Below are 15,029 nucleotides of genomic sequence, written 5' to 3'. Positions count from 1 at the left end.
CATGGCTAATTTTGTAATAGGAAAAAGGACTCGCCAGCAAAACATGGGCGAGTCCTTTTCTGACTCAACCAAGGCTGCATGGAAGACAACGCGTCATGGCCAAGCCACGCGTGATACCTTTGGCACCCGCTTAACCCTTGGTTTTTCTGCAATGGCAATCATGAGCGTTATTGTTTTGCTTGTGGTGCTGGGCATTGTGTGGGAAGCTCAATTTCAGCGTTACACGCGTGCCAATATGGAGCGAGTAGCTGCGGCTACGGCTAACGTGCTGGCACAAGAATATGAGGCCGCCGGGGATGTCTGGACACATGATGTACTCGCATCGGTTGGCACTACGGTTGGCTATTCTACCGACGTGGGCGTGCAAGTCCTTAATAGGGACGGCCTGATCATTTATCTGAGCGATAAGGTCGGTCGTGCCAGCTCTTCTGTACCAGCCCTTAACTCTAAAGACGGCAATAGCGTGGTTTCCGCAGATATTATTACCTCTAACAATGTCAAAGTGGGTGAGGTACGCATCTGGGTTAACGGCTCGGATACCTTCCTTACCAAAAACGATGCAGATTTCCGTACTAACTCGTACATGGCAATTGGTTTAGCTGCTGTTATTGCGGTGCTTATCGCCAGCGTGATTGGCTATCTTATCTCTCGGGGCTTTGCGGAGCCAATTCGCAGGATTACCTCTACAGCACGACTGATTCGCAACGGCGAGCTGTCTGCGCGCAGTGGTCTTACGGGTAAAGATGAGATTGGCCAGCTGGGGGAGACTTTCGATGATATGGCCAACTCTCTGGAGAAAGATTTGCAGCTGGAGCGTCGTCTTACCAACGATGTGGCCCATGAGCTGCGCACGCCGCTCATGGCAATGCTTGCTACGGTTGAGGCCATGCAGGATGGTGTGTTGCCCCGTGATGATGAGCGCTTGGAAACGCTGGCCTCCGAAACGCGACGCCTTTCTCGCCTGGTAAGTGCCATGCTTACGCTATCCCGTATGGAAAACGGTACCGCAAAGATGAACCCAACAAAGACCGAGCTCGTAGGTCTGGTGCGCGGTATTGTATCCAGCCAAGAGCAGCTGTTTGCCGATAAGGAACTGCGCTTGCGCTTTGTGACCGAGGTACCTAAGGAAGAGGTCTATGCCGAGGTTGACCGGGATATGATTAACCAGGCAGTCATTAACTTTATGTCCAATGCTCTGCGCTACACCCCTGAGGGTGGGTGGGTTGTAGTAGAGGTTGGTCAGGATCGCAATGATGTTTGGATTTCGGTTTCTGATACCGGCATTGGCATCGCAAAAGAAGATCTTTCGCGTGTCTTTAGCCGCTTTTGGCGTTCTGATGCAAGTCGTGAACGCGTGTCCGGCGGTCTTGGTGTTGGCATGGCGGTTACCAAAGAAATCGTCGATAGGCACCACGGCTATATTTCGGTAGAGTCAGAACTTGGAAAAGGTACTACATTTACCTTACATCTTCCTCGGGAGTATCGTCCTTCTGAACTCTCGTCCGCTACAATAGATGAATAGGTCCAACCGGGCTTATCGATAAACAATGCGTATAACGCGTAAGGAGATGGCAAATGTCGGCTATGGATATGCGTCCCGACTCTCACGGTAAGGTTCGTGACATATATGATTGTGGCGATAGCCTGCTCATGGTAGCAAGTGATCGTATTAGTGCGTTTGATTTTATTCTGCCTGATGAGATTCCTTTTAAAGGAGAAATTCTCACACGCATTTCCGCCTTTTGGTTTGATAAATTTGCTGATCTTATTCCCAATCATTTGCTGAGCATGGACACCGCGCAGTTCCCCCAAGACTATGCCCAGTATGCTGAGTACTTGAATGGTCGTGCCATGCTGGTAAAAAAGGCACAGACCATTCCCATAGAGTGCATTGTGCGCGGTTATCTTACAGGCTCTGGCAAGAAGACCTACGATGAGGATGGAACGGTTTGTGGTATTAGGTTGCCCGATGGTCTGGTTGAGGCATCCAAGCTGCCCGAGCCTATCTTTACGCCTTCTACCAAAGCGGAGTTGGGTGACCATGACGAGAATATCTCGTTTGAGCGCTGCTGCGAGATCATTGGCGTAGAGCTGGCTCAACAGATCCGTGATGCATCGTTGGCAATTTATAAAGCGGCGGCAGAATATGCTGCAACGCGTGGCATCATCATTGCAGATACCAAGTTTGAGTTTGGCATTATTGATGGTAAACTCACGCTTATTGACGAAGCGCTTACTCCGGACTCCAGCCGTTTTTGGCCTGCAGAGGGCTATGAGCCTGGCAAGGTGCAGCCCAGCTACGACAAGCAATATGTGCGTGATTGGCTTAAGGCAAACTGGGATATGACGGGTACAGCTCCTCACCTGCCAGCCGAGGTCGTTGAGGGTACGTCAACGCGCTATCAAGAAGCGTATGAAATCATTACGGGTCAGCCGTTTGTTCCTGTGAAGGAGTCACATGTCTTGGCGTGATACATTGCAAGGAGCTCGTGAGGAGTTTGAGGCAACGCGTAGCGCCTCTCCTAAGAGCGAGAAGACAGCCGAGAATGAGGAACAAACGTCCAGTGGCGTTATGAAGCGTTCTGTTGCCCGCGCAAAGCCTGCACGTGAAGCGGCTTCTGGCGTACGCGTAGTTGCTGCTGGTGGTGGCAAGACACACAAGAAGGCTGGTTCAACTACGCATCTTACCAAGGAGCAGCGCAAGGAAATTCGTCGTCAGGAAAATGAGGCGCGCGATCGTTTGGTGGCTGCATCCAATATCGTACTTAACAAGAATGAGGAGTATCGCCGTAAGCGTAGGCTGTGGTGGACACTCATTATTGTTGGCATGCTGAGCACGGTTGTTTCTTTTGCACTTATGTATGTGGCGCCAAAGGGAACTTCTGCAGACTTTAGCACTCCTTGGGGCAAGGCCTCTTTGGTCATGCTTGTGCTTGCGTATGCCGGTATCATTGCCGCATTTATATATGACTATATTCGCATTCGTCCCTTGCGTGATTTGGCAGACTCTCGTGTACGCGGTATGAGTGCCAAAAAGATTGACTCCATCATTAAGGATGATATTGCCGAGCAAGAGACAAAGAGCCGTAAAGAGGATCGCAAGAAAAAGTAACCTTGTGGGTACGCTGGCGAGCGACTTTGCGGATGTTCTTGTGAGTGAGTCTGTGGTGCGGTTTTGCGCGCAACACATCTTTGGCGCGCATGATGTAAAATGTGCATGCACACGATAGCACGTAGCAGTGCACGATAGTGTCACCTTGCCCTCGTAGCTCAGGGGATAGAGCACAGGTTTCCTAAACCTGGTGTCGGCGGTTCGAATCCGTTCGGGGGCACCAAGCAAACAAAAAAGCCGGACATACTGTCCGGCTTTTTGCATATAGAGGTACTTGCGTGTACGGCGCTTTTATCGGCAGCTTACTGGCTGTCACTCGAGCTTGAGTTGCCCGGATCAGATCCCGGTTTCTTGGTTTCTGAGCTGTTGTTACCGTTTGAGTTGGAACCGTTTTGCTTATTGTTGTTCTCGGTGTTGGTCCTGGGCTTGGGACCATTAGATACCTTGAGGTCAATTGCCGTGCCCTTAGCTACGCTGCCGGTAGGAGAGGCAGAGATTATGCAGCCAGAAGGAATGGAGCTGCTGTAGTCATAGCTTATGTTACCCACGGTGAGACCAACCGTAGTGAGCGAGCTCTTTGCATTTTCTAAAGAAGCACCTTGCAAAGCGGGAACGTATACCTCATCCGCGCCAAGGGAGATCTGATAAGTTACCGTATCTCCTTCTTTTGCAGTGGAGCCTGCAGCGGGTGTTTGTGCCGCAATATGACCATTTTCGATATCGTTAGAATGCACCGATTCGCCCGCTTGCGCCTTGAGGCCAACGGCGCTCAGTGCTGCTTCTGCTTCTGCGGGCGTCATGTTGGATAGGTCTGGAACCTTAACCTTAGATGCTGGCTCTGCTCCCTTAGAAACTACCAGGTTAATCTTGGTGCCCTTTGGAGCAGTCTTACTTGAGTTGGGGTCTTGGTCAATAATCTTGCCCTGTTCAATACTGCTGGAGTACTCTTCCTTGATGTTTCCTACCTCAAAGAACTTAGTATTGTTAATTTGCTGGACAGCCTGTTCTTGCGTGAGGTTAAGTAGATTAGGTACTTTTTGCATCTGAGAAGCTTGGTTGCCCAACAGCTGCCATGCTGCAAAGATGGCAATAGCTGCAACAACGATTACACCCATGGTAATAAGCATAATGTTGCGACGCTTTTTGGCACGCTGTGCTGCTTGCTCTGTAGCGGATTTTGTTGGGCCAGCGGAGTTACGGCTTGCGCTGTTTGCGTTGGGGCGATTAGCAGCAGGAATCAAAGGGGTGGCCATGTGCATGGTTTGGGTTGTACCGTCGGCTGTGCCGGCAACGTTTATAACAGAAGTTGCATCCGCAACAGCAGACATGCGGCCAGCAAGATAATCACGCAAAACGCGGGAGAGTTCGTCTGCGGATTGGAAGCGAGCGGCAGAATCCTTTTGCATACACTTAAGGATGATGCCCTCAAGCTGCTGATCTACGCGAGGATTGATTTTGCTTGGAGCCACGGGTTGCTCGTTAACTTGTTTGAGCGCAACAGAAATTGCGTCGTCACCCTCAAAAGGTACGCGACCGGTGGCAGCTTCGTACATCACAATGCCCAAAGAGTAAATGTCAGAGGTCGGCCCAAGGACTTTGCCCTGTGTTTGCTCGGGGGATACGTAATGTGCGGTGCCCAGCACGTTATTGTCGGTAGTAAGATGGCTATTCTTAGCGCGCGCAATACCAAAGTCCATGACCTTAATGTTGCCATCGGGCTGTACCATGATGTTTTGCGGCTTGATGTCGCGGTGAATAATGTCATGACGATGGGCTACCGATAAGGCCTGTGAAATTTGAGAGCCAATCTGGGCGACCTTACGGCAGTCCAGCGCTCCATGCTTACGAATGCCGCTCTTGAGGTCTGTGCCGTGGAGGTATTCCATCACAATGTAATAGGTATCGCCGTCTTTGCCCCAGTCATACACAGAGACGATATAGGGGGATTGCAACGCTGCTGCCGCCTGCGCCTCCTGCTTAAAACGTGCAGCAAAGGAGTGATCTGACGCATATTGAGGAAGCATCGTTTTGATTGCTACGGTTCGACCAAGCACGTTGTCGAGGCCGCGATATACAACCGCCATGCCTCCCGTGCCTATTTTATCTTGGACCGTGTAACGGCCACCAAGAACAGTTGACGGCATTTTCTCTCCCATCCCGCCGAGTGCGTTTAAAGTACAATTCCAATCCATGTGCGGGGATATACCCCTAGTGTAACGGTTATGCTCCTTCGGATTGAGCTTGAAGCGCTTGTCTCAAAACTTTTCCAGCAAGCTGTGCCGCAAGGCCTTCGATGTCTTCATTGCTGGCCCCTTCAACACAAATGGAAATTGCGATGGTGGGCTTATCGTAAGGTGCAAATCCAACAAACAAAGAATTTATCTTGCTATTTCCAACCTGTGCTGTACCAGTTTTACCAGCAACCTTTACTCCTGGTACTTGGGCTGCTGTACCTGTTCCGCTGGTTACAACATCAAGCATGGCTTGTTTAAGAGCGTCTGCGGTGTCAGAAGAGATGGCCTGTCCCAAGGACTTGGTGCCGGTACTGGCAATAGTAGCCCCTTCTGGCGACAAAATCTTTGAGACAATATACGGATTTTCTACAATGCCGCCATTTGCGATAGCTGCTGCAATAACAGCATTTTGCATGACGGTGGATTGAGGTCCTGCGGGACTGTTGTGTTCACCAACTGGCTGTCCACAGGCTGCCCAAGCGGTTTCCCATTCCGTCATTTCACTGGGCGTTGGCATCACGGATGAGACCGATGAGAAGTCCTGGCCAAGTTGGGTTTCAAAGCCAAAGCCCTTGGCGTAGGAGACCAGGCGGTCTGGTCCAACCTTGGTTCCTACCTGGCCAAATGCTGTGTTGGAAGACACCACAAGGGCCTTTTGCAGACTAATGGTGCCGTAATCCGCGTCATGATCATTCGTAACCTTGGCATTGCCAATATCCATGGAAGCAGGCGCCTCTATGGTGGTGTCCAAAGTGGTAACACCGGAATCCAGTGCAGCTGCAAGTGAAACCAGCTTAAAGGTAGAGCCTGGAGCGTAACGCACCTGGGTGGCACGATTGATCAGGGCACCTGAGCCGTCATCGTGAGCAATAAGCTCAGCGATCGTATCGTAGGTAAAGGTGGGGGAGCTGGCGCTTGCCAAAACAGCACCCGTAGTGGGATTGAGAATAACAATGGAGCCAACGCGTCCGGAGAGTGCGTCTTCTGCTGCCTGTTGGATACGCGAATCCAGGGTAAGCATTGCTGTGTTGCCGGGGATGCGGGCACCAGATAGAGAATAGAGCGCGCTGAGCCAATTGGAGTAATCCGCATGTCCGGTAAGGGTTTCGTTGAGTGAGGCCTCAACGCCTGTTGCGCCATAGCGTGTGGAGAGATAGCCCACGGTATGTGCTGCAAGACTGCCAGCAGGATAGCTGCGCTGATAGCTACCATCTTCTTGTTTGATGCTCTCCGCTAAGGTTTTCCCGTCAGAGGTGAGAATGGCACCACGCTGTACAAAGGCACTCTTGGCAATGGTGTGGTTGTTACCGGGCTTGTTTTGATAATTGGCCGCCTGAATGACCTGAACATAGGTCAGGTTGGCGATAAGAAGTGCAAACAGCAAGGTAAACGAACGGATAAGCAGGGTAAGACGGTTGCCTAAGGCAACGCGCCCCAGCACACCAGATTCCGGTGTTTGTAGGCCAAAGCGTCCACGTACGTGGCTACCATGTGCTACCGATGCAAAGCGTTTTCCCGTTTGTTTGATGGTGCCGCTGCCTTGAAGTTCCTCATTGCGACCGGTCGCCTCATCGCCTGCACGTAAGATGAGGCCGATAATGATAAAGCTTGACAACAACGAGCTGCCGCCTTGGCTAATAAAGGGCAGGGTTACACCTGTAAGGGGCAAAAAGCGAGTAACGCCAGCAACGATGAGGAAAGCTTGGAATGATAGAGAGGTAATCAAGCCAACCGTGGTAAAAGCAGCCATATCTGATTTAGCGCGCGCAGCCGTAGCGCAGGCGCGAACGGCAAGCAGAATATAGAGCATGAGAATGGCAGCACTGCCCAAAAGCCCGAGTTCCTCACCAAGAGCCGAGAAGATAAAGTCAGATTCAACGACGGGGATAAGGCCGGGCAGTCCACGGCCAATACCTGTGCCAAGCATGCCACCATCTGCAAGCGAGTACAACGATTGGACGATTTGCAGGCCTTTGCCGGAAGGATCCTTCCACGGGTCAAGCCAAATATCTACGCGTACTCGTACGTGCGAGAAGAGATGGTAGCAAGCAGATGCACCAATACAGAGCAGTAATACAGACACTATGACGTAGGACATACGTCCCGTTGTGACATAGAGCATCACGACAAAGATCGTAAAGAACAGCAGAGCACTTCCCAGGTCACGCTCAAATACAACAATCAAAAGGCTAATGCCCCACATAATAAATACGGGAGCAAGCATTCGTAAGCGAGGGATGGCCAGAGGACCAATCTGTCTGGTAGAGGCACTCAAGAGCTCGCGGTTATCGGCAAAATAGCTTGCCAAGAACAAGACCACCAACACCTTGGCTATCTCGCCCGGCTGGAATGAGAAGGGTCCTAAGGAAAGCCATAGCTTTGAGCCGCCCTTCTCGGTACCAATGATCATGGGAAGCAGCAAGAAAGCAACGCCTACAATGCCAATGGTAAATTTGTATTTGCTTAAACCTTCAAGACTGGGAACGGCAATCAGTACGGCTATCATGGCTGCAATGGAGACAAAGAGCCAGATGAGCTGATTGGTTGCTAAATTGGGGGCAAGGCGTGTTACAAAGGTAATGCCGGTGCCAGAAAGCAAAAATACAATGGGTAGCAGTGCAGGATCCGCCTCTGGGGCAACGATGCGCACCGCAATATGTGAGATTGCAAACGCTACAAACAAAGCGATGGGCACGGCGAGCGTGGAGAGGCTCACGGTTAGGCTTGCATTAAGAACGTACAAGGCATAGAGCAAAATTACGGGAATGGCAGCCAAACCGAGCAGCAATAACTCGGTGGTACGCCTTGAGTTTCCAGAAGGTGTTGGCATTTAGTCACCCTCTTTCGAGGTTGTTTGTGCATCTTGAGCTTTCATGGTGTCGAGGTTAGAAGCCGCCTCGTCCTTCTCTTTGGTAATTTGGTCGCGGTAATCTTCTACCGTTTTGCGTGCCGTCTCTGGGTCAGAAACGCTGATGCCTTCCTCAAGCAGGCGTTGCGTGGCCTCTGGAAGATCGGCAACCTTGATAGAGGTGGTTTCAGAAAGCGTGCTGAGTTTGTAGCCAAAGGGTGCAGAATTTACCCCCTGATAAATGGCAACGGTGGTACCGTTGGTCCCAATATACCAGGAGTTTTGTACAACAAACCAAGCACTCATGGTAAGAAGCATGATAGGTGTAAGGATTGCTATAAGCCAAGTTATGAACACACGGCGGCGTGCGTGACGATGAAACAGCGCACTGCCACTATTGATAACGTCTACTACAATAACGGTTACGTTGTCATAGCCGCCTTCTGCCAGGGCCTGAGCCACCAGGTTGTCCGCAGCTTGTTGGGGAGTGGCACTGGAGACCGCCAGATCCTCGATAACGCTGTCGGATACCATGGATGATAGGCCGTCGGAGCAGATAATAATGCGATCGCCCTTTTCTATATCAAGCGTAAAGCGGTCTGCATACATATTGGGGTCCGATCCCAGCGCGCGCGTAATAACGGAGCGCGAAGGATGCGTACGGGCCTCATCTGCCGTAATTTCTCCCGCATCCACCAGCTCTTCTACAAAGGAGTGGTCGTGGGTAACGCGAACAAGCGTGCCCTCATGGAGCACGTACAGGCGTGAATCGCCCACATGGGCAATGGCAAGACGATTGTTTTCTAAGATTGCTGCTGTGGCGGTGCAACCCATGCCGGGTTTACCAACGCCTTGACGTACGCCATCGACAATAGCGGTGTTTGCCAGCTCTACCGAGGCGCCCAGTAACACGTCATCTGCAACGGCAGGGGCATGTTCTGCAATGCTGCGCACGGCAATGGCGCTTGCTACTTCGCCAGCTGCGTGCCCGCCCATGCCATCACATACGCAAAAGAGAGGTGCGTGAACAAGGAACGAGTCCTCGTTATGCTCACGTAACAGTCCCACATCGGAGCGAGCACCCCAAGAAAGCTGAAGGGTTTTTCCGGTATCCGTATCGGAATGAGTGCGTTTCTCGACATCAATAGCCTGCACGCCCGGAGCGTTTACCGGCGTACGAGGCTGTTCTTCTTGAGTGGCATCAGGCTTGGATTCCGGTTTGGACTCCGGCCTTGATTCTGGCTTGGATTCTGTAGCTGCAGTTGGCAGAGCACCACCGGCGTCCTGCGTGGGCTCAGTAGCCGCTGCAGGATGCGCATTTTCCTCTGCGGCTGCTTGGTCGATGGGGGAAAACGGAGCCGTTATGTCAGGATTGAGCTTGTCACTCATCGGCGGCTAACCCTCATAATCGTGTCACCAATCTGCACTTCATCGCTGTCGCGCAAGGTAACCGGCTGTGTGATGGGATGACCGTTTACATACGTACCGTTGGTGGAGCCCAAATCCTCCGCCACCAAGGCGGGGCCTTGGATGGTAAAACGCGCATGCGTGGAAGAAACATAGGGTTCAGCAATGGTGATATCGGATGATTGTGAGCGTCCCACTACAACAGGGCCTAAAACGTCTACGTGCAAACCGCGCAACTGCTTAGGGCCTTTCTCGACATCAATACACCAAATAGCGGCATCACGGCGTTGTCCACGTACGAGCCCAACGCCTGTGTGAGCTACGAACGATAAAAAGATATAGAGCAGGACAACAAGAAGAATGCGTCCGGCAAACAGGACGAGGTCAATCATTAGTCCTCCCTGAATTCAAGTGTGGTAAGACCAAAGGTAACCATATCACCACTGCGCAGAATGCATTCATCAATGTCCACATCGTTAACCTGTGTTCCGTTGGTGGAATTAAGGTCTCGTATGTGCCAAGAAACTCCGTCAAAGCTAATTTGGGCATGGCTGCGCGAAACATTGGGGTCATGCAACACAATGTTTGCGCTCGCGCGCTCGCGGCCCACAATGACACCGCTCGCATCTACAGGATACGTTTTGCCAGAGATGCGGTTGATAAACAGTGCCTGGATAGTGCGGGTTTGAGTTGTGGACACATGACGAGAGCGAGAATTTACGAGAGGCACGTTACGGCGTACCGTTTTAGGCATCTCGGTACCAGCGGCTTGTGCGGGAGCGGGGCTGGCTTGAGCAACAGAGGCATCGGCCTGAGCAGCAGAGGCAGCAACGGAGGCGCCGGCTTGTGCAGCAGCTGCACCTGCAGCGATGTTTGCGGCCATATCTGCAGAGGCAGCACGAGCTGCCGCGGCAGATGTCTTAGGAATGATTGGCGTTGGCGTGGGCATGGGTACCGAAGGGAAGCTGGTGTTTAGCACCACGGGATTGTTTGTCTCACTTGCAGGAATGACATTGAGTCCAGCCTCAGAGTCATCCAAAGCAACGTGAGGTTTGGGATCAGGCAGGGGTTCCATCGTACGCTTTTTGTGGCTGTGGTTTTGCGCGCGAGAAGGCTGCTGTGCATTGGCGGCAGGGACGTTGTTTGCTGCGTTTGTCATGAACTTATCGCTTAGGAACTCAGCTTCTTCCATACGAAGGCGTTCCAAAACATCGGCCTCTACGTTTTCTGCAAAAACAGAGTACTTGCCACGCCGCAAGTTTGGGTCCACCATAAAGCGAACCACCGGAGTTCCCACGAGTGTCAGATTTTTTTGAGTGGCGTGAGCTTCCAGCAGTTGAGACAGCTCGGTTGAGATGGAGCTATAAAAGGGGCGCATCTGCAGGTCATCATCTGCAGAAACCAAAATGGTAATAAGAGCGGGAGCGGTGTCCACATCATTAATTACTAAGGTTTCATTTTTGAGCTCGCGCAAGGTTTTTTTGGCCAGTTTCTTAAAGGAAAATGGGGCGACCTGGCCCTCTGCGGACGCGCCAAAAATGCTCGCGATGCGCGATTCAAAGGTATTTAGAAAGTTCATTACTCAACCTCCAGCGGGGTGCCGGGCGTTTGGAAAATTACAGTAATCAAGCACGATAATCCAAACAAGATTACCGCAACAAGCATGCTTAACATAGGGGGAGCGGACCATATACCGCCATTCTCCACCCGGATACGAACAAACAGAGTGAAAAAAACCAGAAGCAGACCAACGGTATGCCCCAAAATGCCAAAGAGTTTGCCGCCTCTATGTACAAGGATGGAGGCAATTCCTGCGGCCAGACTAAAGCCGAGCAACTCTAAGAGCGCCGTGGGATGCCAGGTCCAGCGCTGGATGAGAAGCCCTACGCTGTCCAGAGAAAGGCCGCTTATGTGGGCAACGGCTGTATATTGCGAGAAAATCCAGCCTACGCAGGCAGTACTCGTGGCATGGAGGGGACTTAAGTAGGTGGCGCCAAGGTTTACGCTCGCAAATCCCGTAGAAAAAACACTGGGCATAAGCAGGGCAAGACTTGCAGTGCCATGTTTTCTTCCAGTGCAAATCCACCAAGCTGCAGGGATGACTAGAGCTATGAGGGCTAAGCCAAAGGTGGTATAGCTCAGTGCGCTACTTGCGGTGCACAGAGCAGCAAAGCAGAGGGCAAGCAGTAAAGCTGAGCCAAAGTTTGGCAGTGCAGCACTCAAACCAGTTACCACACAAACAAGTACGAGCTCGATGTTTTTGTCGGCAAGTCCCAAAAACGGTACTGCGAATTGTGCTGTTTGGTAGCTGAGGGCTGCGATAGTGGTGCGCACTAATACAGGAGCAAGCCAAGGAACGCGCTCCGGTAGGGTGAGCGGTCTACCATGCATTACGGCGCCGGGCTGCTCATCGTTGGTCACCTGACTGAGAAGCTCCGCCAAAGAAGCTTTGCCGGCTGTGGTATTACCAAGCATCTCTATAACAGCGCTAACAAACGCTTTGATGGATGAAGTGCGGTTTGTAACATCTGCAGCTAGAGCCTGTGCAAACTCATCGTATAGCTGGGGTCCAAAGTCTAAACGCAGTTGTGCCAAGTACTCCTCTGCACCCTTGTAAATGAGCTTGGATGAAGTTTCTGCCGTGGGAGCTAAAAAGGGGTTTGTGCCCGTGAGCGCCTGTACCAAACAGACAACTAGCGAAAACAGATCACAGCGCTCATCCACCAGCGCGCCTTCAATTTGTTCTGGCGGCATGTAGCCAATAGTTCCGCCGCGGGCATCACCATATCCGGCTGCCGAAGCCAGTGTTGCCATACCAAAATCTGCAAGCTTGGGGGTGCCTGCATGATCAAACATGATATTTGCTGGCTTAATATCCAGGTGCAATACGCCGTTTTCATGTGCAAAAGCCAAGGCAGACGCTATGCCGTCCAGCATATGTGCGCATTCATCTCCCGTAAGAGTACCGCCTTCTACGCGGGCGAGAAGCTCAGCGAGGTTGACGCCATCCACATACTCCATAACAAGGTAGGCATAGTTACCGTCCCATTCAAAGTCGTACATGGTCACAATATTGGGATGAGCCAGCATGCTTGCAGTGCGCGCTTCCATAAGTGCTTCTTGCATGGTTGAGGTAGAGACGTGTGGGCTTTGTTCCGTAGAAAGGGGCAGGCACTTGATGGCAACTCTCCGCTGAAGGCGGGTGTCCCAACAAATTTCTACCTTGCCAAAACCGCCGTTTGTTCTCGTCTCCAAAATTCGATAGCGACCAAGCAAGAGTTCAGGGGTGGTATTTGGAGATTCAAGCGCAGTGCGGCGCAAAACAGTATTGGTATACGATTGATCGTGCACGGCGCCTCCTTGTTTGTTTTAGCTGCGGTTGTGTCGTGTTTTCTAAAATATTTTACCCTTATAGCTTGCTATGTGGCAAAATTTCGGTGTAAAATCACCTCTGCATGCGGGCGTGGCGGAATTGGCAGACGCGTACGCTTCAGGTGCGTATGGGAGCAATCTCGTGAAGGTTCAAGTCCTTTCGCCCGCACCATATGTCAAAATACCTCTGGGCAACCGGAGGTTTTTTATTAGCATTATGAATATTTAAGCGCGTGTATTCATTCTTGCGCATTTCAAATCCTTCTCTATAAGCTTTTTATCGATGTATATGGTCGCGCAGCGCACTTATCGGCAGTACAATAAGCTGTCGATACAACAAACGCTTTGAGCGCGAAGAGGGTACAACATGAAGCACGGCTACGAGGTACTCGCAGATCCATTTCTTAATAAGGGTACGGCTTTTGATGAGCAAGAGCGTAATACCCTGGGACTTGTTGGACTTTTGCCTCTCCAGATCCAGACCATAGACCAGCAGGCTGAGCTTGCCTATCAGGCATATAAGGCGTGTGAGTCTGAGCTTGCTGCTCGTCATTATTTGATGAATCTTTTTAGCAAAAATCGTACGCTCTTTTATTACCTCTTTAGCCAGCATGTGGAAGAGTTCATGCCCGTGGTCTATGACCCCACTATCGCAATTGATATTGAGAAGTATGGACAAAGTTTCATGGATCCCCAGCAGGCGGCTTATCTCACGCTTGATACTCCCAATATTGAGGACGTGCTGCGTCGCGCTGCGGACGGTCGCGAGATTGACTTGGTGGTAGTCACCGATGCAGGGGCCATTCTTGGAATTGGTGACTGGGGAACCAATGGTGTTGAAATCTCCGTTGGCAAGCTTATGGTTTATACCGCTGCAGCTGGTATAGACCCGGCCCGCGTTCTTCCGGTAGTGCTTGATGCAGGAACTGACCGTGAGAGCCTGCTCAATGATCCTCTCTATTTGGGGGTTCACAAAAAGCGGGAACATGGCCAGCCTTATTATGATTTTGTCGATCGTTTTGTACGTGCTGCCGAGAAGGTATTTGGCTACTTCTACCTGCACTTTGAAGATTTTGGTAGAGACCATGCGGCTCGTATTCTGGACCAGTATAGTAACAAGCACCCAACGTTTAATGATGACATTGAAGGTACGGGCATTATTAGCCTGCAGGCATCTTAGGCGCACTGGAGATCTCTGGCGAGAAACTCACCGATCAAACCTATCTGTGCTATGGCGCAGGGACAGCAGGTGTAGGTATTGCAAACCGTATTTTGTCTGAGTATATTGACCAAGGCATGTCTGAGACAGAGGCTCGCAAGAAGTTTTACCTTGTGGACCGCCAAGGCCTCTTGTTTGATGATGACGATACCCTAACCCTCGAGCAAAAGCCATTTGCACGCGCTCGTTCTGAGTTTGAAAATGCGGATGAGCTCACCAATCTTGAGGCTGTGGTCAAGGCTGTACATCCCGGTATTATGATTGGAACCTCTACAGTTCACGGTGCCTTTACCGAATCCGTGGTGAGAGAAATGGCGGCTCACACCCACCGCCCCATTATCTTTCCGCTGAGTAACCCCACTAAGCTTGCCGAAGCAACGGCAGAAGACCTTATCACCTGGACAGAGGGCCGAGCATTAGTAGCAACGGGCATTCCTTCGGATCCCGTTGAGTATCAGGGCGTGCGCTACGAGATTGGCCAGGCTAATAATGCGTTAATCTATCCGGGTCTTGGGTTGGGTGTTCTTGTGTCGCAGGCTCGTCTGTTAACTGACGGCATGATCTCCCAGGCGGCACACTCCTTGGGCGGTCTTGTTGATACCACAAAATCCGGTGCTGCAACGATTCCTCCTGTTTCACTCTTGACGCAATTCTCCAACACGGTTGCAGAGGCGGTTGCGCAAGAGGCGCTTGCCGAGAAGCTCAATGGGGTAGAGCTGGAAGATGTTGCTGCTGCCGTGGCAGCGTATCGCTGGGAGCCTAAGTATCAAAAGCAGTAATCCTCAGTCAGCCAGAATTGTGCAGGAAGAATTTTGCGGCTAGATTTTTTGCGTCAAG

Annotated in this window: 9 protein-coding genes, 2 tRNA genes and 1 pseudogene; 6 read left to right on the top strand and 6 right to left on the bottom strand. The window is 51.4% G+C overall.

Features of this window, described 5'->3' with window-relative positions:
* The first annotated feature begins 1 nt into the window (after window position 1).
* The 4 genes from HMPREF1091_RS00740 (at window position 2) to HMPREF1091_RS00725 (ending at window position 3,335) form a co-directional block, all read left to right on the top strand.
* On the top strand, window positions 2–1,522 hold the full coding sequence (locus HMPREF1091_RS00740) for a sensor histidine kinase (RefSeq protein WP_002562913.1): 1,521 nt from the start codon (window positions 2–4) through the stop codon (window positions 1,520–1,522).
* A gap of 53 nt (window positions 1,523–1,575) precedes the next feature.
* The gene (locus HMPREF1091_RS00735; protein ID WP_002562912.1) at window positions 1,576–2,472 is read left to right on the top strand and encodes a phosphoribosylaminoimidazolesuccinocarboxamide synthase; all 897 of its coding nucleotides are present in this window, start codon (window positions 1,576–1,578) and stop codon (window positions 2,470–2,472) included.
* Window positions 2,459–3,112 carry a hypothetical protein gene (locus HMPREF1091_RS00730; protein WP_002562911.1) on the top strand — a complete coding sequence of 218 codons (654 nt, stop codon included), beginning with the start codon at window positions 2,459–2,461 and terminating at the stop codon, window positions 3,110–3,112. Before HMPREF1091_RS00735 ends, HMPREF1091_RS00730 begins: the two co-directional genes overlap by 14 nt.
* Window positions 3,113–3,259: 147 nt before the next feature.
* Window positions 3,260–3,335: transfer RNA gene (locus HMPREF1091_RS00725), tRNA-Arg, on the top strand.
* A gap of 79 nt (window positions 3,336–3,414) precedes the next feature.
* On the opposite strand, the gene pknB is transcribed toward HMPREF1091_RS00725, so the two are convergent.
* The 6 genes from pknB to HMPREF1091_RS00695 form a co-directional block, all read right to left on the bottom strand.
* A complete protein-coding gene (gene pknB / locus HMPREF1091_RS00720) occupies window positions 3,415–5,256 on the bottom strand; it encodes a Stk1 family PASTA domain-containing Ser/Thr kinase (RefSeq protein ID WP_002562910.1) in 1,842 nt (613 codons plus the stop codon).
* A 76-nt stretch (window positions 5,257–5,332) separates the two neighbouring features.
* Window positions 5,333–8,176: an FtsW/RodA/SpoVE family cell cycle protein gene (locus tag HMPREF1091_RS00715; RefSeq protein ID WP_002562909.1), complete on the bottom strand. Its 2,844-nt coding sequence runs from the start codon at window positions 8,174–8,176 to the stop codon at window positions 5,333–5,335.
* Entirely contained in the window at window positions 8,177–9,583 is a 1,407-nt protein-coding gene (locus HMPREF1091_RS00710) for a Stp1/IreP family PP2C-type Ser/Thr phosphatase (protein WP_002562908.1), read from the bottom strand.
* The gene (locus HMPREF1091_RS00705; protein ID WP_002562907.1) at window positions 9,580–9,993 is read right to left on the bottom strand and encodes an FHA domain-containing protein; all 414 of its coding nucleotides are present in this window, start codon (window positions 9,991–9,993) and stop codon (window positions 9,580–9,582) included. The genes HMPREF1091_RS00710 and HMPREF1091_RS00705 overlap by 4 nt, the downstream gene beginning before the upstream one ends.
* Window positions 9,993–11,180 (bottom strand): FhaA domain-containing protein, encoded by a 1,188-nt coding sequence (locus tag HMPREF1091_RS00700; RefSeq protein WP_002562906.1) that lies wholly within the window; start codon window positions 11,178–11,180, stop codon window positions 9,993–9,995. Before HMPREF1091_RS00700 ends, HMPREF1091_RS00705 begins: the two co-directional genes overlap by 1 nt.
* Window positions 11,180–12,952, bottom strand: a complete 1,773-nt coding sequence (locus HMPREF1091_RS00695) for a serine/threonine-protein kinase (protein ID WP_002562905.1) — start codon at window positions 12,950–12,952, stop codon at window positions 11,180–11,182. The genes HMPREF1091_RS00700 and HMPREF1091_RS00695 overlap by 1 nt, the downstream gene beginning before the upstream one ends.
* Before the next feature lie 106 nt (window positions 12,953–13,058).
* Between HMPREF1091_RS00695 and HMPREF1091_RS00690 the strand changes: the two genes are divergently transcribed.
* Window positions 13,059–13,145, top strand: a tRNA-Leu gene (locus HMPREF1091_RS00690).
* A gap of 195 nt (window positions 13,146–13,340) precedes the next feature.
* A pseudogene (locus tag HMPREF1091_RS08540) lies at window positions 13,341–14,971 on the top strand (malolactic enzyme).
* Window positions 14,972–15,029: the final 58 nt, after the last annotated feature.

Origin of the sequence: Atopobium minutum 10063974 (genome assembly GCF_000364325.1) — a bacterium.
Taxonomy (GTDB): domain Bacteria; phylum Actinomycetota; class Coriobacteriia; order Coriobacteriales; family Atopobiaceae; genus Atopobium; species Atopobium minutum.
This window is presented reverse-complemented; position numbering and strand designations above follow the sequence as displayed.

Excerpts from the sequence above, each read along its gene's own strand:
- HMPREF1091_RS00740 (WP_002562913.1), top strand. The coding sequence starts at position 2 with ATGGCTAATTTTGTAATAGGAAAAAGGACTCGCCAGCAAAACATGGGC.
- HMPREF1091_RS00735 (WP_002562912.1), top strand. The coding sequence starts at position 1,576 with ATGTCGGCTATGGATATGCGTCCCGACTCTCACGGTAAGGTTCGTGAC.
- HMPREF1091_RS00730 (WP_002562911.1), top strand. The coding sequence starts at position 2,459 with ATGTCTTGGCGTGATACATTGCAAGGAGCTCGTGAGGAGTTTGAGGCA.
- pknB (WP_002562910.1), bottom strand. The coding sequence starts at position 5,256 with ATGCCGTCAACTGTTCTTGGTGGCCGTTACACGGTCCAAGATAAAATA.
- HMPREF1091_RS00715 (WP_002562909.1), bottom strand. The coding sequence starts at position 8,176 with ATGCCAACACCTTCTGGAAACTCAAGGCGTACCACCGAGTTATTGCTG.
- HMPREF1091_RS00710 (WP_002562908.1), bottom strand. The coding sequence starts at position 9,583 with ATGAGTGACAAGCTCAATCCTGACATAACGGCTCCGTTTTCCCCCATC.
- HMPREF1091_RS00705 (WP_002562907.1), bottom strand. The coding sequence starts at position 9,993 with ATGATTGACCTCGTCCTGTTTGCCGGACGCATTCTTCTTGTTGTCCTG.
- HMPREF1091_RS00700 (WP_002562906.1), bottom strand. The coding sequence starts at position 11,180 with ATGAACTTTCTAAATACCTTTGAATCGCGCATCGCGAGCATTTTTGGC.